Annotated in this window: 21 protein-coding genes; 8 read left to right on the plus strand and 13 right to left on the minus strand. The window is 35.7% G+C overall.

Annotated elements, in window-relative coordinates:
- Positions 1-86: 86 nt before the first annotated feature.
- The 4 genes from CHSO_RS06120 to CHSO_RS06135 all read right to left on the minus strand — a co-directional run bounded on the left by CHSO_RS06120 (position 87) and on the right by CHSO_RS06135 (position 6,406).
- Positions 87-1,490: an MFS transporter gene (locus tag CHSO_RS06120; protein ID WP_045493652.1), complete on the minus strand. Its 1,404-nt coding sequence runs from the start codon at positions 1,488-1,490 to the stop codon at positions 87-89.
- Between the two features lie 141 nt (positions 1,491-1,631).
- Positions 1,632-2,474, minus strand: a complete 843-nt coding sequence (locus CHSO_RS06125; protein WP_045493655.1) for a hypothetical protein — start codon at positions 2,472-2,474, stop codon at positions 1,632-1,634.
- Positions 2,475-2,793: 319 nt separating this feature from the next.
- Positions 2,794-4,461, minus strand: a complete 1,668-nt coding sequence (gene asnB / locus CHSO_RS06130) for an asparagine synthase B (protein ID WP_045493658.1) — start codon at positions 4,459-4,461, stop codon at positions 2,794-2,796.
- 739 nt (positions 4,462-5,200) lie between these two features.
- Positions 5,201-6,406 (minus strand): RsmB/NOP family class I SAM-dependent RNA methyltransferase, encoded by a 1,206-nt coding sequence (locus tag CHSO_RS06135; protein ID WP_045493662.1) that lies wholly within the window; start codon positions 6,404-6,406, stop codon positions 5,201-5,203.
- 606 nt (positions 6,407-7,012) lie between these two features.
- On the opposite strand from CHSO_RS06135, the gene CHSO_RS06140 reads away from it, so the two are divergent.
- Positions 7,013-7,357: a zinc ribbon domain-containing protein YjdM gene (locus CHSO_RS06140; RefSeq protein ID WP_045493665.1), complete on the plus strand. Its 345-nt coding sequence runs from the start codon at positions 7,013-7,015 to the stop codon at positions 7,355-7,357.
- Positions 7,358-7,666: 309 nt separating this feature from the next.
- On the opposite strand, the gene CHSO_RS06145 is transcribed toward CHSO_RS06140, so the two are convergent.
- The gene (locus tag CHSO_RS06145; protein WP_045493670.1) at positions 7,667-8,602 is read right to left on the minus strand and encodes a sulfate/molybdate ABC transporter ATP-binding protein; all 936 of its coding nucleotides are present in this window, start codon (positions 8,600-8,602) and stop codon (positions 7,667-7,669) included.
- A 75-nt stretch (positions 8,603-8,677) separates the two neighbouring features.
- Here CHSO_RS06145 and CHSO_RS06150 point away from each other — a divergent pair, with 75 nt between their 5' ends.
- Both CHSO_RS06150 and pheS read left to right on the plus strand, forming a co-directional pair.
- Positions 8,678-9,337 (plus strand): YceI family protein, encoded by a 660-nt coding sequence (locus tag CHSO_RS06150; protein WP_045493673.1) that lies wholly within the window; start codon positions 8,678-8,680, stop codon positions 9,335-9,337.
- Between the two features lie 127 nt (positions 9,338-9,464).
- On the plus strand, positions 9,465-10,475 hold the full coding sequence (pheS, locus tag CHSO_RS06155) for a phenylalanine--tRNA ligase subunit alpha (RefSeq protein ID WP_045493675.1): 1,011 nt from the start codon (positions 9,465-9,467) through the stop codon (positions 10,473-10,475).
- A 286-nt stretch (positions 10,476-10,761) separates the two neighbouring features.
- Here the strand turns inward: pheS and CHSO_RS06160 are convergent, their stop codons facing one another.
- A complete protein-coding gene (locus tag CHSO_RS06160; protein WP_045493678.1) occupies positions 10,762-11,532 on the minus strand; it encodes a DUF3108 domain-containing protein in 771 nt (256 codons plus the stop codon).
- A 151-nt stretch (positions 11,533-11,683) separates the two neighbouring features.
- Between CHSO_RS06160 and CHSO_RS06165 the strand changes: the two genes are divergently transcribed.
- Together CHSO_RS06165 and CHSO_RS06170 are read left to right on the plus strand one after the other, a co-directional pair.
- Positions 11,684-12,739 carry an NAD(P)/FAD-dependent oxidoreductase gene (locus CHSO_RS06165; RefSeq protein ID WP_045493681.1) on the plus strand — a complete coding sequence of 352 codons (1,056 nt, stop codon included), beginning with the start codon at positions 11,684-11,686 and terminating at the stop codon, positions 12,737-12,739.
- A 12-nt stretch (positions 12,740-12,751) separates the two neighbouring features.
- Positions 12,752-13,081 (plus strand): 2Fe-2S iron-sulfur cluster-binding protein, encoded by a 330-nt coding sequence (locus CHSO_RS06170; RefSeq protein WP_045493683.1) that lies wholly within the window; start codon positions 12,752-12,754, stop codon positions 13,079-13,081.
- 75 nt (positions 13,082-13,156) lie between these two features.
- Here CHSO_RS06170 and CHSO_RS06175 read toward each other — a convergent pair whose 3' ends face one another.
- The 4 genes from CHSO_RS06175 to CHSO_RS06190 form a co-directional block, all read right to left on the minus strand.
- Positions 13,157-13,738 carry a TIGR00730 family Rossman fold protein gene (locus CHSO_RS06175; RefSeq protein ID WP_045493686.1) on the minus strand — a complete coding sequence of 194 codons (582 nt, stop codon included), beginning with the start codon at positions 13,736-13,738 and terminating at the stop codon, positions 13,157-13,159.
- Between the two features lie 189 nt (positions 13,739-13,927).
- Positions 13,928-15,370, minus strand: coding sequence for an aminoacyl-histidine dipeptidase (locus tag CHSO_RS06180; protein WP_045493689.1), 1,443 nt, complete (start codon positions 15,368-15,370; stop codon positions 13,928-13,930).
- 122 nt (positions 15,371-15,492) lie between these two features.
- Positions 15,493-15,984: a hypothetical protein gene (locus tag CHSO_RS06185; RefSeq protein WP_045493692.1), complete on the minus strand. Its 492-nt coding sequence runs from the start codon at positions 15,982-15,984 to the stop codon at positions 15,493-15,495.
- Between the two features lie 20 nt (positions 15,985-16,004).
- Positions 16,005-16,610, minus strand: coding sequence for a hypothetical protein (locus tag CHSO_RS06190; protein ID WP_045493695.1), 606 nt, complete (start codon positions 16,608-16,610; stop codon positions 16,005-16,007).
- 351 nt (positions 16,611-16,961) lie between these two features.
- Here CHSO_RS06190 and recR point away from each other — a divergent pair, with 351 nt between their 5' ends.
- Positions 16,962-17,573 (plus strand): recombination mediator RecR, encoded by a 612-nt coding sequence (recR, locus tag CHSO_RS06195; RefSeq protein WP_045493698.1) that lies wholly within the window; start codon positions 16,962-16,964, stop codon positions 17,571-17,573.
- Positions 17,569-18,408, plus strand: a complete 840-nt coding sequence (locus tag CHSO_RS06200) for a glycosyltransferase family 2 protein (protein ID WP_144429043.1) — start codon at positions 17,569-17,571, stop codon at positions 18,406-18,408. Before recR ends, CHSO_RS06200 begins: the two co-directional genes overlap by 5 nt.
- A gap of 162 nt (positions 18,409-18,570) precedes the next feature.
- On the opposite strand, the gene secG is transcribed toward CHSO_RS06200, so the two are convergent.
- From secG to CHSO_RS06215, 3 genes are all read right to left on the minus strand, one after another.
- Entirely contained in the window at positions 18,571-18,927 is a 357-nt protein-coding gene (gene secG, locus CHSO_RS06205) for a preprotein translocase subunit SecG (RefSeq protein ID WP_045493703.1), read from the minus strand.
- Between the two features lie 309 nt (positions 18,928-19,236).
- On the minus strand, positions 19,237-21,267 hold the full coding sequence (locus tag CHSO_RS06210; RefSeq protein WP_045493705.1) for a M16 family metallopeptidase: 2,031 nt from the start codon (positions 21,265-21,267) through the stop codon (positions 19,237-19,239).
- A gap of 7 nt (positions 21,268-21,274) precedes the next feature.
- The gene (locus CHSO_RS06215) at positions 21,275-22,588 is read right to left on the minus strand and encodes a M16 family metallopeptidase (protein WP_045493706.1); all 1,314 of its coding nucleotides are present in this window, start codon (positions 22,586-22,588) and stop codon (positions 21,275-21,277) included.
- Positions 22,589-22,818: 230 nt separating this feature from the next.
- Here CHSO_RS06215 and CHSO_RS06220 point away from each other — a divergent pair, with 230 nt between their 5' ends.
- Positions 22,819-25,152, plus strand: coding sequence for an ATP-dependent helicase (locus tag CHSO_RS06220; RefSeq protein WP_045493708.1), 2,334 nt, complete (start codon positions 22,819-22,821; stop codon positions 25,150-25,152).
- The last annotated feature ends 113 nt before the right edge of the window (positions 25,153-25,265 follow it).

Genomic DNA, 25,265 nt, shown 5'->3' on the forward strand with positions numbered 1-25,265 from the left:
ATAAGGCAAATGCATTGATCTGTGATAAGTTCGTATAAGAGTAGAAAGGGAGAATGTAAAGAGGTTGAAAAAGCTGTAATCTTTACTTATTCATCTTTCGATTTCATATTCTTTCCATCCGAAATATGGAGTCTTCTAAACACGAATCCTGATAAGATCGTTAATATTCCCACTGTGAGAAAAGTATATCGGAAGGCGTTGTGGGTTTCACCCTGGATGAGGTCTGAACCTTCATATAATTTTAAAACGATCAGCCCGAAAGCAATTCCAAAGCCTATGGCGAGCTGCTGATTAACTGATATTAAAGAATTACCGCTGCTGGTCTGGAAATTTCGGAGATCCGCAATAGAAATTGTGTTCATGGAAGTAAACTGGATAGAGTTGAAAAATCCAAGTACTGCAATAATAGGAACAAACCAATATAATGAAGTATGGATATCAGGAATAGCCAGCATACAGATCAAGGTTCCGATGATAAAAGTATTGATCATTAATGTTTGTCGATATCCATATTTATCCAGAATTTTGATAACAGATGATTTTCCGAATATAGCAGTCAGAGCCATCGGAGCAATAATCCATCCCGAAGTTACGGCAGACTGTTTATAAGCAATCTGAATCATCAGTGGAAGAAGCAAAGGAATAGAACTGATTCCTAATCTTGTTGCTAGATTTCCCACAATACCCACACGAAAAGTTCTTACCTGAAAGAGGTTTAATGGAAAAATAGGATGACCTCCTTTTTTGGCATGTTTATAATAATAATAAAGAAACAGGAACCCAAGGATAAATACAATGAGAACCGGGGTGATATTCTGCATATCTCCAAACAGCTCCAGTGAAATGGAGAGCAGGAGAGAGGCTGCAGCGAAAATGAAGAAACCTTTTAAATCAAAATCTACATCATCAGATTTATAATCGGGCATAAATTTTAATCCTAAGATAATTCCTAAAAAACCAATAGGAATATTGATGAGAAATATCCAATGCCATGACAGATAATCCACCATATAACCACCTACCAATGGCCCAAGAACAGGACCGATAAGTGCAGGGATAATTGCAAAGTTCATGGCTTTCAGTAATTCACTCTTATCAAAGGTTTTAATGAGTGCCAGTTTTCCGACCGGTGTCATCAAACTTCCTCCAACTCCCTGGATGACTCTTGAAATAACAAGATGGGTAAGGTTTTGGGATAATGAACAGAATAAAGAACCTAAACTGAATAATATCAAAGAAAAAATAAATATTTTCTTAGTTCCAAACCGGTCTGCTAAAAATCCACTTGCCGGCATAAAAACGGCCAATGTCAATACATAACTGATAATGGCGTTCTGCATATTCAGCGGAGACTCGTGAAGATCCTTGGCGATAGATGGAAGAGAAGTATTCAGAATGGTTGAATCCAGCATTTGCATAAAAATAGCAGTAGCCAGAATCAGAGGAAGAATTTTCTTTATGGATGTCTGTTGAGGGTTTGTTTCTGTCATTTTGTATAGGCTGGAATATTCAAAAATTTCCAGACTTATTTTATTTGAAGAAAAGAGCTTGCTTTAAGCAGTTTGATTCTTAGATAAAGAAATCCATATAAAATTAAAAAAGTCCTGCGAAATATCACAGAACTTTTTGATTTATTTTTTAGGTTTTTCTACTCCTTTCCATTCGTCACCGGCTTTTCTATACTGGCTCAAAGTGAAATTTTTGAAATCCTTTGTTTTATATTCAATATTATCAGTATTCTGCTCGAAAGGCATGATGTAATAATATTCTACGTCTGTTTTATCAGATTTGTTCCCTTTTTTTACCGTTGGAACATATTTTGAAAATTTATAGCTTGGAAGGTATTGTCTTAATCTTGTGTAGAACGATTTGTCCTCTTTTTCACTAGGAATAATATCTACAATGTTAAGATCATCTTTTTTCTTATCCACCCAAAGATAATACGTTTTTTCCTCTCCTAAATTTCTGTTGAAAGAATTGAAGGCAAATAATTCCTTAGGAACCAGTTCTTTAATTTTTTCAGGATCTACCTTGGTGTAGAATTGTCCTTTTGATGGGTCAACATACGTCTCAAGGTTGTACATTAATACAGAATTGTTCTCAAAGTTTTTGTTTTTGAAGTATTGATTTAAAGATAATTCTGCAGTAGCTCTAAGTTCTTTATCTCTTTTATCCAGTTTTTTTGTTGGATTCTGAGGGTTTACGTATTTTACAAATTCATACAGCACTACCGGCTTTATATCCTTAAGGTGAGGATAGGTTTTAAGCTGCTCAGCTTTTACCAGCCAGTAAAACTGTTGATAATAGTCATCCTTATCAGCATCTTTCACGCTTTTATAAGCTAAAGCAAGCTTTTTTGAGTTCAGATATTTGCCATATTTTCCCTGTCCAAAAGCAAAACTGATGAATAATAAGGCAAATAAAACAGTAAGGTTTCTTCTCATTTTTTTATAATTGATATTTTCGTTTTCCAAATATAATTATTTATTAGATATTATTTTTGATTGTCAGTTAAATTATGCCATATTGTTATAGTTAATTCAAAAAATAATCCCGTATTGCTACAGGATTAATAAATTATTATAGAAAGGTCAAAAACAAGAGGAATAAGAATGTTATTTTACATTGTAAATGTTGGTAATGAATTTTGCTTTGCAAGTAAATCATGAATGGATTTAGTATCACGATACCTTTAAACCTCAAACCTTAAGTTTTGAACATCTCAAATTAATAGGATAACAATTTGACCGCTCATCATTCATTCTAATCCTAAAATTCCCTTACTCTCATGCCTTAATACGATGTTTCATGCACTTTCACTGCTCTTCCGCTTGGGTCGTTCATTTTTTTGAAAGCCTCATCCCATTCCAATGCGATAGGAGTGGAGCATGCTACAGACGGAACTGAAGGAACCGTGGCTGCTGCTGTTTCACTTGGGAAGTGCTCTTCAAAAATAGTTCTGTATCTGTATTCTTCTTTGTTTTGAGGAGTGTTTAACGGGAATCTGAATCTTGCGTTAGCCATCATCTCATCTGTAACCTCTTTCTCAGCAACTTCTTTTAGAGTATCAATCCATGAATATCCTACACCGTCTGAAAACTGTTCTTTTTGTCTCCATGCAATAGAGGCAGGAAGGAGATCTTCAAATGCTTTTCTTAATACCCATTTTTCAATTTTTCCTTCAGGTACATTAATCATTTTATCTTTTGGGTTAAGCATCATGGCAATATCCATAAATTCTTTGTCTAGAAAAGGAACCCTTCCTTCTATTCCCCAGCTCATTAAAGCTTTGTTAGCTCTCAGACAGTCGTATAGGTGAAGCTTTCCAAGTTTTCTTACTGTTTCATCATGGAATTCTTTAGCGTTAGGAGCTTTATGGAAATACAAATATCCACCGAATAATTCATCAGAACCTTCTCCGGATAATACCATTTTAATACCCATTGATTTGATTACTCTTGCTAAAAGATACATCGGGGTGGAAGCTCTGATGGTTGTTACATCATAAGTTTCCAGATGATAAATTACGTCACGTACAGCATCCAATCCTTCCTGAACCGTAAAATTAACCTCATGGTGTACAGATCCGATATGTTCCGCTGCTTTTTGTGCCGCAGCTAAATCAGGAGATCCTACAAGACCTACAGCAAAACTGTGTAATCTTGGATACCATGCTTCCTGAGTATCACCACTTTCAATTCTTTGTCTGGCAAATTTTGCGGTTATTGCTGAAATAACAGAAGAATCTAATCCACCGGAAAGCAATACTCCGTAAGGTACATCACTCATTAGTTGTCTGTGAACTGCGTCTTCAAGGCCTTTTCTCAATTTGGAAATATCCGTTTCGTTCTCTTTTACGTGGTCAAAACTTTCCCATTCTCTGGTGTACCACTGCTGAAGCTCACTTCCGTCCTTGCTGTATACCAAATGTCCGGGTAAGAAGGTTTCAATAGTTTTGCATACACCTTCCAGAGCTTTTAATTCAGAAGCTACATAATAGTTTCCGTTCTTATCCCAGCCTTGATAAAGTGGACAGATTCCCATGTGGTCACGGGCAATCAGGTACACTTCATTTTCAGTATCGTATAATGCAAATGCGAAAATTCCATTTAGTTTTTCAACAAAATCTTTTCCATATTTTCTATAAAGTGCCAGAATAACCTCACAATCAGATTGAGTCTGAAACTCATAATCAGGAAATTCTTCTTTTAATTCTCTATGGTTGTAGATTTCACCGTTTACGGCTAATACTACTTTTCCGTCTTTAGTAAATAAAGGTTGTTTTCCGGATGTTGGATCTACAATGGCAAGTCTCTCATGGGAGAAAACTACTTTTTCATTCTGAAAGACTCCACTCCAATCCGGTCCTCTGTGACGGATCTTTTTTGACATTTCTAAAACCTGAGGCCTTAATATCTCAGTTTTTTGCTTGGCATCGAATAAACATACAATTCCACACATATTTTTATTATTTATGAGACAAAAGTAAAAGGGATGTTTATAAATAACAATAAAAAATGTTTGTAAATTAATATTTTTAACTAAATAAATTATTTAATAGAAAAATATTAACTATTTGCAAGAATTAATATGTTTTTGATTAATTTTTTTCGTTGGGCTAAAATTACTGTATCCTCTATACAAAATAAAAATGACATATTTCTTAATATATGATAATTTATTATGTGAATTTTAGCCCTTACTTTGTGGCTCGAAATAATTTTTTTTCATCATTTGTGTTTTTACCTTCTTGCAATTCTCATGCAAGAAGGTTTTGTTTTTATAGGGTTTTAACAAGCCCTTTGCTAGTAAGTTAAAATCTTGTTTTTCTTACTAACTATACTATTCCGACTTTGAAATGATTTTCCGCCCTTAAAAACAGGGAGAAGCATTGTCAGTCGGTGATGTCATGAGTAATCGTTTTGTGGGAATTTTTTCTAGAATAAGAATATTACTTGGTATCCTTAGAACTGTATAGATGCAGATAAGGTTAAGAAGATAGCTCAAGAGTTAGGTTCTTGTATTCATAATTATAATTTGCTATAAAGTCATTGAAATTTATCAGTATATCCTATAACATCAAAACGGTTAATCTATAGAGTTTAGTAGAGAATAGTGGCAAAATGTTACATAATTGTCTAAAAAAGGAAAAAAACTACTCAAAGGAGTAGTTTTTATATGTAGAGGTATGTAATGTTAATTAAGAAACTCTCTCAATCAATGCCATATAGAATCCATCGTATCCTTCGCTTGGCATTACCTTCTCATCCTTAATCATTTTAAATCCAGGGTTGTTTTTAATGAATTCATCTACCTGAAGGTTGTTTTCAGAAGGTAAGATAGAACATGTTGCATATACCATCTTTCCACCTTTTTTAAGCATCTTGGAATAATCCTGAAGAATCTGCTGTTGTTCTTTTTTGATTCTGTCAATAAAGTCCTGGTCGATTTTCCACTTACTGTCCGGGTTTCTTTTCAAAACTCCAAGACCTGAACATGGTGCATCAATTAATAGTCTGTCTACTTTATCATGAAGACGCTTGATAACCTTGTTGTCAGAGATCATACGGGTTTCAATATTGTGGGCTCCGGCTCTTTTAGCACGGCGCTTCAATTCAGCCAATTTCCACTCGAAAATATCCAAAGCTACAATTTGACCTTTGTTTTGCATTAATGCTGCCAGGTGAAGTGTTTTTCCTCCTGCACCAGCACATGCATCCACAACTCTTTGCCCTTCTTTTACGTCAAGGAAATATCCGATCTTCTGAGAAGAAGCATCCTGAACTTCAAACAATCCTTCTTTAAAAGCTGTAGTAAGGAAAACATTCTTTTTCTCTTCCAACTGTACCGCATCAGGATAGTTTTTGATAGGAAAGGATACAACACCTTCGTCTGAAAGGTCAGAAATAAGTTCCTTTGTCGTTGTTTTTAATGAGTTTGCTCTTAAAACAGTAGGGGCCTGCTCATTCAAAGCAAGCATTTCTCTTTCCCATTTAGCACCCAATTCTTTTTCCAACGTTTCCGCCAACCAGTCCGGGATAGAATATTCTATGGCTTTGGTAGGAACTGTATTCTTTTTAAGTTTGGTAAGAATGTCTGCAATTTTGATTCCGTCAAACTCTTCAAACTTTTTATAGTTGGTCTTGCTCCAAAGAAGATAAGCAATGATAAGTTTATAAATATTGTTGGGTTTTACTCCTTCGCCCATATAATATTCAAGGCGTTTTTTCCAACGGATAATATTGTAGAAAATCTCAGAAACAACAGCTCTGTCCTGGCTTCCCCATTTTCTGTTTGCCTTTAAAAGTCTTTCAATAACTTTATCGGCATATTTGTTTTTTTCAAAAAATGTTTCCTGTAAGGCATCGTGAATTCCGATTGCCAAGTTTCTGTGAATAAGTTCCATAAGTTTGCTTCGCTGTTTGAATCTGCAAAAATACGAATTAAAGTTGAGAGTTGAAGATTGAGTTGGAGAGTTTGAAGGTGGGAGGGTTTTAGAGTGAATAGTTAGTTTGTGATATTTATGAGCTTTTAAATTATAGCAATTATATATTAATCTCCTGATTTTAATAGTATGACCCAGCCATCTGAATACAGGCTGAAAGTCTGTGAACGTAGTTCAGAAGTGAAATGAAGAATCTAAGCCATATATGAGATTCTTCCTTCGTCAGAAATCGAAGATTTGACGTAGTCAATGACAATGGTGTAAAATTGTATATAAATTTTAATGTAGAATTTGCAAAGATTTTTCTGAATATTCAATTTTTTTACTCAGTTATAAAGGCCTTTTATTCAGAGATGAATGAACTCCTGTTTTGCTTAAATGAAAAATCTTTACGAAAAAAATATACACGGTTTATCTGTATACTTTATTTTCTTTACATTTAGCTTAGTTATCTTATCGTAATTCCCTTGTTGGTGTATAATTAAAATCTGTTTATTATCTACTATCCTGACTTTTATCTCTTGACTTCAACCTTTAAAAAGCCCTACCTTTGCAAAAAATTAAAATATGAGTGATACAGTACTTTGTCCAAAATGTAGCTCCGAGTTTACATACCCGAACGATAACATGATGGTATGTTCTCAGTGTTTCTACGAGTGGAATCCTGAAGAAGCGGCTTCAGAAGCAGCAAACGAGGGGAAAATATTGGACTCTAACGGAAATGAACTTCAGGATGGTGATTCTGTAGTGGTAGTAAAAGATCTTCCTGTAAAAGGAGCACCAAAACCGGTAAAAGCTGGTACTAAAGTAAAAAATATCCGTCTAAGACCGGGAAGCGATCACAATATCGATTGTAAGATTGATGGTTTCGGAGCAATGGCTTTAAAGTCGGAATTTGTGAAGAAAGCATAAGTAGAATTCACTTTTGATATCGGTTAAGGACCATAAAAAAAGGAAAAAATTGGACAGTGTAATCTTTCAAAGACTTAATTGCAAGATTGCTAATGTCCGTCTAAAAGGCAGAAAGAGAAATAACCAATAATTTCCTTATGCTGTGGAAATACAAATGTAAGAAAAAGTTTAATAACAGATTCTTATGTTTGTATTTTTTTTATTGATAAGTATAAGTAAATGTATGAGTTATGTGTTTTTTTTTGTAAGCCTGTGAAGGTTATGCCAGGGCTTAAACAGCAGAGTTTTGCTATCTCAATTTTCTGAAATTTAAATAAATGAAATACTGACAGAACCTTGTAGTTTATCATCAGTATACATTACCAATTCTTTATTCTTCACTTTAATTTTATTCCAATAATGATTCCCTGCAAATCTGCTTTCTAACACTTCGGCTTCGATACCATTTTCAGCCACTTTTATTCCTTTTGGATAATAGAAAAATTTTGAAAGCTGGAAGTCTGCCGTTTCAGCTTCATTAAAGATATTCACTTCACCAAATAATTTGGCAACATAGGAATTGTATGGATTTTTGTAGGTTTCTTCCGGATTCTCATTCTGAATAAGTCTTCCATTCTGAAGAATAACAATCTGATCCAGCCATGGCATGATATCCTGAAGTTCGTGAGTAGAAATAACCAGAGAGATCTGATGTTCCTTCACATATCGGAAAAGTCTTTCTCTAAGCTCAATCTTTCTTGGAAAATCAAGGTTACTGAAGGGTTCATCAAGAATAAGTAGTTTAGGCATCACAGAAAGCGCTCTTGCGATGGCTACTCTTTGCTGCTGTCCGCCACTTAAATACTTAGGAAGTACATCAGCAAACTCCTGAAGACCTACTACTTCAAGAAGCTCTATGACGGTTTCTCTTTTTTTTGTTAAATTGATATTCGAAATAAATTTACCTACATTTTCAGCAACGGTAGCATAAGGCATCAGGTCGAAACTCTGTGCTACAAACTTCATTTCAGCTTCTCCGGGAACCAGGTTTCCTTTGGGACCCAAGAGTTGGGTTCCATCAAAAATAATCTCCCCACTTTCCCAATCAAGCAGTCCATATACAAGGCTTAAAAGGGTAGATTTTCCGCATCCACTTTCTCCTGCCAGGGCAATGATTTTATTGGCCTCAAATCTTAAATTAAGGTTTTGAAACAACGGTTTTTCTTTGGTGTGAGAGAAGAATAAATTGTTTATTTCTAAAAGCATATTACAAATGTAAGGTTTTTATGAAAACATAATTTTTTTTATTATATTAGCGGGAGTAATAAAAATAAATCAAAAATGAGAAAAAAACTGTTTTCGTTAGCTATTCCTGCTTTATTCGTTGCTGCTGTAATGGTTTCTTGTAAAAAAGACAAACCGCTTACGAGTGACAGTAATGAGGTGACAACAACCAAGGATGGTAACCAGTACACTTTGGATACGCTAAACAGTAAGGTTGAATGGAAAGGATATAAAGTATTTAAATCTGAGAATACAAGCCACTTCGGAACTATTAAGTTTGAAAGTGGAGATGTAACGGTAAAGGACGGAAAACTTGAAAGCGGTAAATTTGTTGCTGATATGAATTCCCTGACCTCTGTAGACTTGAAAGATAGTCCGGAAGATATGGGGAAATTAAACGGTCACCTTAAAAGTGGCGATTTTTTTGAAGTAGAAAAATTCCCAACAGCTTCTTATGAAATCACAAAGGTTACTCCTGCTACAGAAGGTGATTATAATACTCTTTTGGATGGTAATTTAACGATTAAAGGAATTACAAAACCAGTTCAGTTTAAAGCTAATGTTTCTGTGAAAAACGGGGAAGTAAGTGTTGCTACTGAGCCTAAAGATATCAAAAGAGAAGAGTTTGGCGTGAAGTTCCAGGCTCCAGCTGAAAACGGGGTGATTAAAGATGAGGTAACTCTTCAAATCAACGTTAAAGCTTTAGAAAAGAAATAATTTTTTTATTTAAGTGAAATAAGTGATTGAAGTCTGCCTCCCGAAAAAGAGGCAGATTTTTTTATGACGGACTTATTATTCAACTTAAAAGTCGTATTTTTGCAAAACATTTTGAAAGGGTAAAATAATGATAGAAAAGATAGAAGAACTACTGATCGAAGTAAACGGCTTTAATGCTACCTCTAAGGAAGAGATAGAGAACTTCCGTATTAAGTACAACGGTAAAAAAGGAGTTCTGAATGATTTTTTTGAAAAATTTAAAGAAGTTCCTAACGACCAGAAGAAAGAATTCGGACAAAAGATCAACACTTTGAAGCAAGCAGTTGCTGTAAAATTAGAAGACTTAAAGAGTGCTTCTGCATCCTCTGTTGTAGTAGAAAAAGAAGATCTTACAAGACCTGCCTTTCCATTGGAATTGGGGTCAAGACATCCGATCAACCTGGTTAAAAACAGAATTATTGAAATTTTTAAATCGATTGGATTTGCTGTAGCAGATGGTCCTGAGATTGAAGATGACTGGCATAACTTCACCGCATTGAATCTTCCGGAATATCACCCGGCAAGAGATATGCAGGATACGTTCTTCATTGAGCAGAATCCGGATATACTTTTGAGAACGCATACTTCTTCTGTACAAACCCGCTTTATGGAAGAAAATCAGCCGCCAATCAGAATTTTATCTCCGGGAAGAGTGTTCAGAAATGAAGCAATTTCTTCACGTTCACACTGTATCTTCCACCAGATTGAAGGATTATATATTGATGAAAATGTAAGCTTTGCAGATTTAAAGCAAACCATCCAGTTCTTTACCACTGAACTTTTCGGAAAATCTAAGATCAGAATGAGACCTTCTTATTTCCCATTCACAGAGCCAAGTGCTGAGATTGATGTATATTGGGGATTAAACTCTGAAACAGACTACAGAATTACAAAAGGAACCGGTTGGTTAGAAATCATGGGTTGTGGTATGGTAGATCCTGCCGTATTAAAGAATGTAAATATTGATTCTGAGAAATATTCAGGATATGCATTCGGAATGGGGATTGAAAGAATTACAATGCTTCTTTACCAAATGAGCGACATCAGAATGTTCTTTGAAAATGATATAAGAACCTTGGAGCAATTCAAGACTCTATAATAAAACAAACCTCCGGAGCTCCGGAGGTTTTTGTTTTTAATTACTGACCTAAGAAACAAAACGTAATTAAAAACAGATCTTATTGAAAAATTTACACGTGTCTGTTTCTTATATCCATACTTCGGTTGGAATCCGCTAGGTATCTCAGAGAAGTATTGACATGCCGCAGCTCTTTGTCTGCCTCTATAATTAAGACAATCTGTATTGAAGATCTATTACATTCAAAATAAAAAATGCCTGTAAAAAACTACAGACATTGTACATTAAAAAAATTGGCTATATCCGTTTACTTGGTAAACTTTAAAGGATATTTTACGTTTTTGTAATCATCAATACTTGCTTTAAGCGACCCTACTGCTAATTCTGCTTTCAAGAGCATTGGTAAGTGGTTGGCATCATTCGAAACCCACATGGTTACCCCTTCTTTTTCCTTAAATACTCTTCCGCTTTTTACAGACGGAATAATTTTTAAACAATTGATGGTACCAAATTTTGTTTTTAAGTTCTCAGTTCCTGTCACTCTAAGCTGGAAAGGGAACATCTCATCATCAATCCATACATTCATATTGATTACCGTTCCTACTTTTAATTCATCCGGACTTTTGCTTCTTAAATAATAAAAACATGAAAGCATATCCTGAACACCCTTCACAGACTTGATTATCTTTGACCCATTGGCAGGTGTTTTCTTATCAGTTAAAATTAAAGTATTGTTATCGTGATTGAAGGCTGTTTCAAAATGTTGACGGTAACCTCCTTCACGAACATTTCGGACATAGTAGCTTGGCAATCCGCTTGCGCTATCAATAAAACTTTCATAGAGGTCTTCTACTTTGAAGAAAGCCTTTACAGCACCTGTAGTTTCTCCGGTACCTTTTACATACAGATGAGGAGCACCCTTATAGGTGGTCTTTTTAGTAGTAAGGTTGGCTGTTCCTGCATTTAAGAAGCCATAATGGATTCTAAGCGTGATGGATTCCCCATCTGCAATGTTATCAATCTGGGCAGACCCTAAAAAGAATATAAATACTGCAAAAAGGTTTAAAATTTTCTTCATAGTATGACATTTACAAAAACACTGCCAAATTTAATATCTTAAATAATAGATATTTGATAAATCTCAGCTTTTTATTTAGAATCAATTAAATATGCTTCGCATTAAAATTAGTAAATTTGCAGTTACATGTATAATTAAATTATCTTAAATTATGATAACCACTGATATATTGATCATAGGGGCGGGGCCTACAGGACTTTTTGCAGTTTTTGAAGCGGGTCTTTTAAAAATGAAGTGCCACATTATTGATGCACTTCCACAACCGGGAGGGCAATTGGCTGAACTTTATCCTAAGAAACCTATTTTTGATATTCCTGGGTATCCTTCAGTGAATGCTGGAGAATTAGTGGATAATTTGATGGAGCAGATCAAGCAGTTCCAGCCTGGATTCACTTTAGGTGAAACGGCTGTTTCTTACAAAAAGGTTGATGAGGAGTGGTTTGAAGTGGTAACCAACAAAGGTACTGTTCATAGATGTAAAGCGATTGCTATTGCAGGTGGATTGGGAACTTTTGAGCCTAGAAAACCTACTTTCGAAAATGTAGCTGATTATGAAGAAAAAGGTCTTGAATATTTCGTTAAAGAGCCTGAGCACTTCAGAAATAAAAAAGTAGTAATTGCCGGAGGTGGAGATTCTGCCCTTGACTGGAGTATCTTCCTTTCTAACGTAGCAAGTGAAGTCACTTTGATTCACAGAAGAAATGAGTTCAGAGGAGCTTTGGATTCTGTAGAAAAAGTTCAGGATCTGAAAAACGAAGGGAAAATTAAATTAATTACTCCTGCTGAAGTTACCGGTATCAGAGGTGATGGAAAAGTAGAAGCCATCACTGTACAGAAAGATGGTGAGGATGCTTTTGAAATTGAAACAGATTACTTCATTCCATTATTCGGATTGACTCCAAAATTAGGGGAGATTGGAAACTGGGGATTAAATATTGAGAAGAATGCGATTGTGGTGAACAACGCTCTAGATTATCAGACTAACATCGACGGTATTTACGCAATTGGAGATATCAATACATATCCTGGTAAATTGAAGTTAATTCTTTGTGGTTTCCATGAGGCTACTTTAATGTGTCAGAGTGTTTATAACAGACTGAATCCTGGTAAAAAATTCGTATTAAAATATACAACCGTAAGTGGAGTAGACGGATTTGACGGAAGCCGTAAAGAAGCAGAGAAGGCTGTTGTGAAAAAAATTGACTAATTTTGCAGAATTATGTCAGATATTAATATTAAAATCACCGACAGAGAAGGTGTAACCCACGATGTTATTGCTCCAACGGATATGTCCATGAACTTAATGGAAATTATCCGTTCTTATGAATTGGCTGAAGAAGGTACTATTGGTGTATGCGGCGGAATGGCGATGTGTGCTTCATGCCAGGTTTATGTAATCAATGATCCTGGTCTTGAACCCATGGGCGATGAAGAAGATGCCATGCTTGCTGAAGCTTTCCACGTGAAAGATAACAGCCGATTAGGTTGCCAGTTGCATATTGCAGATGCCATGGAAGGGCTTGAAGTGGAAATTGCTCCTTATCCTTAGAAAATATTTTTTAATCTTAATAAGAAACCCGTTCGAGTTTTTCGTACGGGTTTTGTTTTTATATTGAACAAGAGTTTATATTTCCTCTTTAGAAATCCACTTTCCAACTGTAGGAGCCTCATAGTTTCTCATCTTTTCAAGCAGATTGTCAATATTATCACTAATCAAAAGCATATCCCGGTTTACAGCCTTTAAAAAACCTTTATTTACCATATTCTCAACCAAATTAATCAGGTCATTGTAGAATCCGTCAATATTCAAAATACCAATAGGCTTTTTGTGTAGACCGAGCTGTGCCCAGGTAATCATTTCGAAGAATTCTTCCAAAGTTCCATAGCCACCGGGAAGAACAATGACCCCATCACAAAGCTCACTCATTTTGGTTTTTCTCTCGTGCATGGTTTCCACAAGGATAAGCTCTGTTAAGTTTTTATGGGCAATTTCTTTAGATTTTAAAAATTGGGGAAGAACACCGGTAACTTTTCCATTTTCACTTAATGCACCATTAGCTATTGTTCCCATCAAACCGGTTTCAGAACCACCGTAAATAAGCTGTATATTTTGTTTTGCTAAAGTCTGTCCCAGCAAAAATGCCTGTTCTTCATAAATCTTATCCGACCCGAAACTTGAGCCGCAGAATACTGTAATACTTTTCATATTTAAATGTTTTTCCCATTAAAGCTAAAGAAGTTAGTAAAATATTCGTAAGTGTTTTTTAAATGTTACGTTCTTTTAACCTGTGGAGAACTAATTATTTTTAATGGGTTAATATTGGATTTAATGGTTTAAATTAAAAATATCCAAAATCAAAAGACTTTGGATATTTACTATCGTTATTTTATTATTCTATTTCTGAGGAATATTTGCTAAAATATCTTTCAGGAAGCTCCAGAATTTCTGAGCAGATGGAATGTTCGCTTTCTCATCAGGAGAGTGTGCCCCTCTGATGGTTGGTCCGAAACTTACCATTTCTATTTCAGGATAATTAGCTCCGATGATACCACATTCTAAACCTGCGTGACAAGCTACTACATGAGGTTTCTCATTGAATTTCTCTGTATAGATCTTTTCCATGATCTGTACAATTTCAGATCCTGGTCTTGGTTTCCATCCTGGGTATGAACCACTGAATACTACATTCATTCCGGCTAATTCTGCTACAGACTTCAACTGTTCTGCTGTTGAATATTTAGAAGAATCTACCGAAGATCTTGTAAGGTTAAGGATCTTTAATTCTCCATCTTTCAATTCAACTCTGGCAACGTTGTTAGAAGCTTCCACAAGATCTGCTACATCAGGACTCATTCTGTACACTCCGTTATGAAGAGCCTTTAAAGTAAGGATTACTTTTTTAGAATCAGCTTCTGAAATCGCTTTGTCAGAAGATGTAGAATTCTCAATATTGATTTGAAGACCTGCTTCTACAGAAGCAAATTCTTCTAAAATTTCTGTTTTAAGAACAGTAACTTCCTGGATGAACTCCTGTGCATTTCTTACAGAGATGACAGCAACACCTTCTCTTGGAATAGCATTTCTTAATCCACCACCATCAATAGAGATCAGTTCTATATTTTGATTTTCTAATCCTTTATAAAGAAGTCTTCCCAGGATAATGTTGGCGTTTCCGAAACCTTTATGGATATCCATTCCTGAGTGTCCACCCTGTAACCCTTTTACTTCAATTCTTACAACTTGTCCTTTTGAAACTTCTACTGCATAGTTTTGAGTGATGGTAACATCAACACCTCCGGCACAGCCTATGTCAATTTCATCGTCTTCTTCCGTATCAAGGTTTAATAAGATTTCTCCGGTAAGCTGCCCTGGTTTTAAACCAATAGCTCCTGTCATTCCTGTTTCTTCATCAATGGTGAACAAAGCTTCCAATGCAGGGTGCGGAATGTCTGAACTCTCAAGGATAGACATAATGGTAGCTACACCTAAGCCATTGTCAGCTCCCAAAGTAGTTCCTTTTGCTTTTACCCAGTCCCCATCAATTTCCATTTTGATTCCTTCTGTCTCAAAATCGAAATTAACGTCATTGTTTTTCTGGCAAACCATATCCAAATGCGACTGAAGGACAATAGCTTTACGGTTTTCCATTCCTGCAGTGGCAGGTTTTTTAATAATTACGTTTCCTACTTCATCTACAGTGGTTTCTAAGCCTAGATCTTCACCAAATCCTTTGATGAAAGCAATTACTTTTTCCTCTTTTTTAGATGGTCTTGGAACTGCATTTAATTTGGAGAAATTTTTCCAGATTATCTGCGGCTCTATGTTAGATAATGCCATTGAAATTTATTTTTCTCAAATTTACAAAATAAAAAATGCTTCCGTAGAATACAGAAGCATTTTTATGGGTTATAAAAGAATGAATAAGCAAATTTTTCTGTAAGTCTATTCATTTTTTGTTGTTAACATCCACATTCTCCATAGATGGGTGTTGTAATGACACTGCCGTCCGGCTTTTCAATCGTTAGGGTGCCTTCAAAGAGTAGAGCTTCTTCGCCTTTAATCTTTTTACCTTTTACGGAGATTTTGTAATCATTATTTTCTATTTCCTTGGTCAATTCTTCATCTACTTCCATATCACTTGAAGAGATCAGGTTCATAGCGAGTCTTTTACCATCCAGTTTCATGTAAGCCGTTTTTCCGGCATCATCTGCATAGATGTATTTTTCAGCTTCAAAATCAGCTTTGTTTCTTGCAAAATAACATGAACATTCTTTGATTTCTTCAGGGAATGAAATGGTTTCAATCTGAATTTTTCCGGAAGGAATACTAGCTGTAGCAGAATCTTTAGCAATGTTTGATGAATCAGTGGTAGTGTTTGCAGATACTGTTTCTTTGTCTTTTTTACAGGCAACTAGAAGAAATGCAGAAAATAAAATGATTAAGTATTTCATGTGTTTGTGGTTTTGAAATGTTAGCCTCTTGCTCTTTCAAGAAGGGTCATCATTAATAAGGAAAGGATTACTAAACTTTCTTCCTCATCATCAATGTCGATCAATCTGTCTAATTGAAATCTTCTTCCAAAGAATGAAGGCATTTTTTTAAGTTTGAAGTATGCTTTTCCATCAATACCGGTAACAGTATAAGATGGGTTCAGGAAGTATCCGGTAAACATTCCGATAATTGGAAGTTCGCCTACGAAGCTGTCCCAGAATCTTACCCATGCACTGTCTTCCTGTACTTTGAATTTAGGTTGATCTTTAGCATCAAGGATATCATAGCTTGCTTTCCAGATGGAGCGCATTCCTTTTCTCGCCAATCTACCATAGTTTTTGTTGTCTACAATATCATTTAAAGAATAAGAGGCATTAAAATCAATCCATTTATTGGCTCTGATTCTGAAAAGTTCTTTTGATTTGCTTTCGTCATTGAAAACAATAACGTCTTCTTTCAGTTTGAACATTTTCTGACGTACGTAGGCTACGTAATTCCCATTTTTGTCAGTGATGTTGAAGTCACTGGCTAATGTCGAAATTTTAAACTTGAAATCCAGTGGATAATTTAGGTTGTTAAGTACCATGTGTTAGTTTATTTTTTTTTCATATTTAATTTGAGCCGCAAATATAATGGTTTTTTTATAGTTATGGGGCAAAAGGATGGAATAGGTATTTAAAATATCAAAGAGAGACATTATTATATAGGAAATTTGAAAAAGAGAGATAATAGATGAAAAATAAGAGACAAGGACTATAAAAATGACAAAGGTTGTCTTTAAATTCTAAATATGAATAGTAAATGAGTACAGTCTGCACAAATTAAGGACCGATGTGGGTTGACAATTGACCATTCACTTTATCGTCCATATTCCCAACCCCAAAAACTCCCCTTCCGGATAGATCATTTTCCTTAAATATTGTTTATTTTTGTACCTATGGATTACCCGAGTAAAGTGTTGGCAAAAGCGGTTGATGAAATTTCAGGGTTGCCTGGAATCGGAAGAAAAACAGCTTTGAGATTAGCATTACATTTATTAAAGCAGCCCAATTCCAGAGCGGTGAGCCTTGGAAATTCCCTGATTAATCTTGTCAATGAAATAAAATACTGTAAAGAATGTCATAATTTTTCTGATTTTGACATCTGTGACATCTGCAGCAATGAGAAAAGAAGCGGTGAGCTGATTTGTATTGTTGAAGACGTACGGGATGTAATTGCCATTGAAAATACAGGAAAATATGGTGGAAAGTATCTGATTTTGGGTGGAAAGATCTCTCCCATGGAAGGAGTAGGACCAAGCCAGCTGAATATTCCAAGTATTGAAAGAAAGCTGAATGAAGGAACGGTAAAAGAGTTTATCTTCGCCTTGAGTGCTACCATGGAAGGGGATACCACTGCTTATTATATTTATAAAAAGTTTAAAAACTTTAACGTGAATTTTTCAAGCATTGCAAGGGGAATTTCAGTAGGAGATGAGCTGGAATATGCGGATGAAATTTCACTCGGAAGATCTATTATCAACAGGTTACCCTACAACGAAAAGGATTAATATGAAGCTGTCTATTATTATTGTTAATTACAATGTTACCCAATTACTCAGAAATTGCCTTTTATCTATTCAGAAATATGTAAGAGAAGTAGTGTATGAGGTGATTGTGATAGACAATGCTTCTACAGACAGTTCATGGAAGAACCTTATTTCAGAATTTCCTGAAGTGCATTTTATTCCTTCGGAAATTAACGGAGGTTTTTCAAAGGCTAATAATCAGGCAATACAGGCTGCAAAAGGCGAGTATGTATTACTTTTAAACCCTGATACGGAGTTGGAAGGTTTTTATATGAAGGATCTTTTAGATTTTTCGGATAAACAGCCGGATTTCGGATGCCTTGGCATACGGATGCACGATGCAGAAGGATATTTCCTGCCGGAAAGCAAACGTTCGGTGCCGGATATGTTCAATTCTTTTGAAAAGCTGTTCACCAATTTTAAGAAAAATAACTCCAAGTCTTATTACAGGAATGATATTGAAGAAACTGCTGTAGCTGAAGTGGAAGTAATGACAGGCGCATTTTTACTGCTGAAAAAAGAGGTTTATAAAAAGGTTGGAGGATTGGATGAAGCCTATTTTATGTACGGTGAGGATATCGATCTCTGCTATACTTTAATAAGAAGCGGATATAAGAATTATTATTATGGCCAGGCTTCTATTCTTCACCACAAAGGAGAAAGTACAGTGAGAAATGATGTTTATCTGAGTCGTTTCTATGGTGCTATGCATATCTTCATCAGTAAGTATTATAAAGAATCAAAACCGATGCAGTATTCCTTTTTAAAAGCAGGGCTAAAGCTTCGTTACCAGATTGAGAAGATTAAGCTGAAGTAAATAGGCTGGAAGCTGGAAGAGAGAAGTTGGAAGATATGGATGAGTGCAATGCTTATCATCTGCTTTATAACTTCCTTACAATATAAATTAAACTATGAAAATATAGGCAATAAAAAAGCAACTCACATTGAGTTGCTTTTTATATGTAGAAAAATAATCTTCTTATTTAGCCGGTGCAACCGGTGCTGGAGCCGGAGTAGTGGTTGTTGAAGAAGCCGGAGCAGATTGTTTTGCCGGAGCTTCTTTTTTAGCTGGTTGTTGTTGAGCTGGAGCCACTTGTGATGGTTTACCAGTAATAACAACGCTTAAAAGGATAAGAACGATGATAGTTCCGCCTAGAGTCCATGTTGCTTTTTCCATGAAATCATTGGTTCTCTGTACTCCGAACTGTGCAGAAGATGCCCCTCCGAAAGTACTGGAAAGACCTCCACCTTTTGGGTTTTGAGCCATAACAACAATCACCAATAAAACACTGGCAATCATAATAAGAACCATCAATAGTGTAAATATAGTATCCATTAATTCTGATATCTTTTTGAATGGGCAAATTTAATCTTTTTTTACTGAACAACAAAAAAAGATATCGGTAAATATGGCAAAATCGCAAAAAAATAAAAATCAAACAATGATTTTAAGCTTAAAACAAAGGAGAATACAAATAGAAAGTTAAGAATGTTTAAAACAGATGTTTGAATTATTTTAAGTTTTCTCACCGGTTTTGGAGATAACGCAGATTCTTTATAGTACTTAGATTTTCTAAATGAGAGAAGAAACAAAAAAGACTATCCCGAATTGAGATAGCCTTTTTCTATAAAATTGTTTTGTTTATTATTTAAAATCAGAATCTTTAGCCTGATTAAGCTGGTAAGACTGTACAGCCAGATTAATTTCCATGCCACCCATATTCTGGATAATAGTGAATGGAAGTTTCACTCCGGATACCTCTTTATAATCAGAGAAATTCGTAGGCATAGAACCTCCTTCTCCAACTTTTATTTCACCGGTTTTTAAACCTGTTTTTAGGCTGTAATAATAGGTTTGTTTTGGTCCTTTTACTACATAAGAATCTTCATTGTTATATTTTTCGATTCCTGCCAGCTTTAATTCTGTGGATTTAGCGAAAGCAAGTTCCGGGAAAAGTTCCGGTTCTGCCATAGAGGCTTTTTGCTTGTCATTTAAAGGGATTTTTTGTCCTTGTGCTTCAGCATATCCGTCTTTACCATCAAAAACGATCTTTTGAAGCGTATTGCCCATCATTTTCATTTCCATCATCATTTTTCCGCCTTTCCCCTGAATAAGTTTCATGCTCATATCCATTCCCTGAACTTTGGTAGTGGCATCAGCTGTAATGGAAGCTACTTTCTGCACAGCAGCTAAACCACCAATGGCATTGATGTATTTATCTGCCACAGAACCAATGGTTACATTTGCATCAACTTTTTGAGCTGTCGGTTTTGCTACCGGATTGGCTTCTTTATCAAAATATTTTACAGGATATCCCAGATTTTCAAGTCCCTCAGCAATATCAGATGCTTTTCCTGCAATAAAGATTCGGCTCTGGTTCGGAAGGATTGTTGCTTTTACTGCGTTAGAAACATCTGCAGCAGTAACTTTATCAATAGATTTTAAATAATTGGTATAGAAATCTGCAGGAAGATCCTGAACTTTTTGATTCAATGCAAACTTGGCGATAGTTTCAGGTTTTTCCAAAGACATAATGAAAGAACCTTTCAATTTAGCCTTAGCATTTTCAAGTTCTTCCGGTTTAACCGTAGAAATAGCATTCAGCTCATTCATCATTTCTTTAACAGCCTTATCCGTAACCTCATTTCTTACGCTGGTTTCAGCTGAAAAATCAGGAGAATACTTGCTGGCATTCATGCTTGAATAGGCGCCGTAAGTAAATCCGTTCTTTTCTCTAAGATTCATGAAAAGTCTGGCTTCACCACCACCACCAAGAATATAGTTGGCCATTGTAGCAGGGAAGTAATGTGGGTCTTTCATCTTAAGATTGTTAAGATTGCTCACAGACAGTACAGATTGTACAGCAGACGGTACATCAACCACATTGATCTCTGTTTTGGAAACATTAGAAGCAGGTTCTAAAGCGGCAAACTTGGTGTTTGATTTTTTCCAGCTTCCAAAAGCTTTTTCAACCATAGGTTTGATTTGGTCGAATTTTACATCTCCTACAATCACTAAATAAGCATTATCCGGAGCGTAGTATTTATTGTAAATATTTTGAATATCTGCCAGTTGAATTTTATTGATAGATTCAATAGTTTCAAATTCCCCTCTTGAAGTATTTTTTCCATACATCAAAGCGTTGGATACTCTTTCAGCAATGGAAGAGGCATTTTTTTCATCCGCTTTTAATCCTTCAATGATTCTTTCTTTTCCATTCTTAATTTCTTCTGCTGAAAATTTTGGATTCACGATGGCATCCGCCATTAATCCCAATACTTCAGGGAAATATTTTGAAAGAGAATTCGAAGAAGCTCCGTTAGAAGAGAAGTTGATATTAGCTCCCAGAAAGTCAACCTTTTTATTAAAATCATCCTTGCTTAGGTTGGTGGTTCCGTTATCAAGCTGTTCTGCCATCAATTGGCTTACCCCGGCTATATTTCCTTCATAGTAAGGAGGCCTGTCCATGGAAAGAGTGGTATTTACCCTTGGAAGTTTGTTGTTCTCAACCACCATTACGGTTAACCCGTTGCTGAGCTGAAAAGTTTTTGGTTTAGCAATATTAATCGCAGGAGTAGGTCCCGGTTTAGGCATTGCATTAAGGTCAATTTTTTGGGCAGAAAGCATTCCTGCAAATAAAAATGCCGCTGCTATATAAGTGAATTGCTTTTTCATGGGTAAATTATTTTTTCTCAGGAACGTAGTTGATGATGATTCTTTGATTGGAATTCAGATACTTTTTAGCCGCATTTTGAATATCCTGTTTAGTGATAGATCTGTAGATATCAATTTCCTTATTGATAAGATTGGTATTTCCCATCAATACATGGTTGGTCGCTAAAGAAGCTGCGATTCCCTGAATACTGGAGTTCTGATTCACAAACTGGTTTTCGAACTGGTTTTGAATCTTTTGATAATCCTCATCAGAAATTAAAGTCGTCTGAAGTCTTTTAATCTCTGCATCAATATCAGTCTGTAAAGTCTGCTTAGATGTTTGCCCCATCGGAATAGCAAAAAATGCAAAAATACTGTAATCTTCAAGTCCCTGATTGAAAGCTGCTACCTGAAGCGCTTTTTTGTCCTGATCTACTAATTTCTTGTATAAAACAGATGATTTTCCATTGCTTAAATAAGAAGAAAGCATATCCAGAACATACGCATCTTTTTCTTTATTGGCAGGAGTTCTGTAAGCAAAAATATAAGCCGGAAGCTGAATGTTCGGATCGGTTGCTGTTACTTCTTTTTCCTGAGTGATAGGAGCGTCTTTAGGGAAGTCTTTTGAAGATATTGTTCCCTTTGGAATACCGCCGTAATATTCTTCAATCCATTTTTTAGTCTGCTCAGGTTTAATGTCTCCTGCAACCACTAATGTAGCATTGTTTGGAATATAGAATTTCTTATAGAAAGCCTGGAACTCTTCAAGTTTAGCTGCATTCAGGTCTTCCATAGATCCAATCGTTGGCCAATTGTATGGGTGATTGGTAAACAGATTCTTCTGAATAGTTGAAAAAAGGTTTCCATAAGGCTGGTTATCCATTCTTAATCTTTTTTCCTCCTTTACCACTTCTCTCTGAGTATCTACTCCAACCTGATTGATAACTGCATGACGCATTCTTTCAGCTTCCATCCAAAGTCCAAGTTGTTCGTTATTAGAAGGGAACGTTTCGTAGTAATAGGTTCTGTCGTTGGTTGTGTTGGCATTATTTTGTCCTCCGTTGGACGAAACGATCTTAAACCAATCGCCTCTTTTAATATTTGGAGTTCCTTCAAATAAAAGGTGTTCAAAGAAGTGAGCAAAACCGGTTCTTCCTTTTACTTCATCTTTTGCTCCTACATGATACATGACACCTGTAGTGACTACCGGAGCCGAATTATCCTGATGAAGAATGACGTGAAGACCATTGGGAAGATCATACTCTTCGAATTTGATTTGCTGTGCATTCAGTATGAGCCCGAAGAAAGCTACGGCAGCAGCAGAAAGAAGACGCTTTTTCATAAAGTTAGAAATTGTTTATCAATGAGTAGGGAAAGTGAATTAAATGTTACAGAAATAGGATGAGAAGTTAATGAGATGAGATGTTAATAGCCAATCCGCCTCGCTCTTCAATTCCTATCTCCAATCTCTTTATCTCTAATCTTCTTTCATCTTTAAAAACACATATGCTTCCAAAATTTGAATTCTCCTTTGAATATCTTAATTTTGTGTTCCCAAAATTTTTTTGCAGTATGGATTATCTGAAAGGACTCAATGAATCACAATATGAAGCCGTTACCTCTTTACAAGGCCCTCTGATGGTGCTTGCAGGAGCAGGTTCCGGAAAAACACGTGTGCTTACCATGCGTATTGCCCACCTTATCCATAATGGAATAGACCCTTTCAATATCCTGGCACTTACCTTTACCAATAAGGCAGCGCGTGAAATGAAAGAACGTATCGCAAAGGTAGTAGGAGACAGTAATGCAAGAAGTCTTTGGATGGGAACATTTCACTCGGTTTTTGCAAGAATTTTAAGAATTGAGGCTCATTATCTGGGCTATCCTTCTAATTTTACCATTTATGACCAGCAAGATGCTCTGAATGTAATTAAAAAAGTATTGAAGGATATGAATATTGATGCTGATCTTTATAAACCCAAGAAAGTTCAGGCAAGAATTTCAACCTACAAAAACAATCTGATTACCGTTAAAGCTTATTTCAACAATCCGGAACTGATGGAGGCTGATGAAAAAGCCAATATGAAATTTATTGGACAGATTTATCAGAGATATGTTGAACAGTGTTTCAAAAACGGATCTATGGATTTTGATGATTTATTGTTAAAAACCAATGAACTGTTGACGCGTTTCCCTGAAGTATTGGCGAAATATCAGGACAGATTTAGATATATCATGGTAGATGAGTACCAGGATACCAACCACTCACAGTATCTTATTGTGAAAGCATTAGCTTCCAAGTTTGAAAATATATGTGTGGTAGGAGATGATGCCCAGTCTATTTACTCGTTCCGTGGAGCTAATATCTATAACATCCTGAACTTTAAAAAAGATTACCCGGATGCCATTACAGTATCATTGGAACAAAATTACCGTTCTACACAAAACATTGTAAACGCAGCCAATGTTGTTATTGCGAAAAACTTACAGCAGTTTAAGAAAAACGTCTTCAGTGATAATGAAGAAGGAGATAAAATTAAAATTTACCGTTCTCTCTCTGATGCTGATGAAGCAAACTTCGTAGCCGGAAATATCTGGGAACTTCGTAACCGTGACCAGAGAAAATATAGCGATTTTGCTATTTTGTATAGAACCAACTCTCAGACCCGAGCATTTGAAGATGCCCTGAGACGTAAAAATATTCCGTACAAAGTGTATGGAGGACTTTCATTCTACCAAAGAAAAGAAGTGAAAGATTTAATTGGATACCTGCGTCTTTTAATTAATGAAAATGACTCGGAAGCATTGATGAGAATCATCAACTATCCAACCAGAGGAATTGGAGAAACAACGCAAAATAAATTGATTGTTTTTGCAGACGCTCAGAACCTTCCTGTATCAAAAGTTTTGGATAATCTTCCTATTTATGCTCCTCAACTAGGGCTAAACAATGGTGTTTTAAATAAATTGAATGATTTCTGGTCGATGATTAAAGCATTCCAGGTATTGTTGAAAACAGAAACAGCTTACAGCGTTGCTATGGAAGTGGCCAAACGAAGTGGTTTGATTAAGTTTTTAAAGGATGACCAGACTCCGGAAGGAATTTCAAGAGTAGAAAACGTTCAGGAATTAATGAACTCTATGCAAGGGTTTATTGAGGAACAAATGCAATTGGAAGATGGAGATCCGAGTCTTTCCAACTTCCTTGAAAATATTGCTCTGTCAGCTGATACCCAGGATAAAGATCAGGAAGATGATATGGTTTCATTGATGACCATTCACCTTTCCAAAGGTCTTGAATTTCCTGTAGTTCATTTAGTAGGTCTTGAAGAAAACCTTTTCCCAAGTTTTATGAGTTCTGCCACAAGGGAAGATCTTGAGGAAGAAAGAAGATTGTTCTATGTTGCATTAACCAGAGCTGAGAAGCAAGTGTTTTTCTCTTATGCAGTATCCCGTTTCCAATGGGGGAAAATTACTGATGCAGAACCATCAAGATTCCTGAGTGAGATTGATGATGAATATATTGAATTCCTTAATCCGGCAATGGAGAAAAGGTTTATCAATAATGCGGGAGTGAAATCCAATATTTTTGATGAACATCCATCTGAAATGAAATCTTTTAAGAAGGTAGAGAAAAAGACGCTTAACAGAGGTGAAGATAATTCAAAACCTGCTCCGGAAGCAAGAAAACTGAAACCGGTAAGTACTGCCAAAATTATTAATCCAAGCGGTGCATCATCTCAGGATATTGAAGTGGGAGATAAAGTAAGACACGATCGTTTCGGAATAGGAGAGGTTGCTTTCCTGGATGGAACAGATCCTCAGAATATCAAAGCAAAAGTGGTATTCATCCATGAAGGGGAGAAGAACCTGATTCTGAAATATGCTAAACTTACGAAGATTTAATTCTTGACAATAGCTTTTAAACAATACAAACGGATTCATTTTTTGAATCCGTTTTTTTATGAAATATCTTTAAGTTATTAGAAAAAATAGTAATTTTAATAGGGGATAGAAAG

Origin of the sequence: Chryseobacterium sp. StRB126 (assembly GCF_000829375.1) — a bacterium.
In the GTDB taxonomy this organism is placed as follows: domain Bacteria; phylum Bacteroidota; class Bacteroidia; order Flavobacteriales; family Weeksellaceae; genus Chryseobacterium.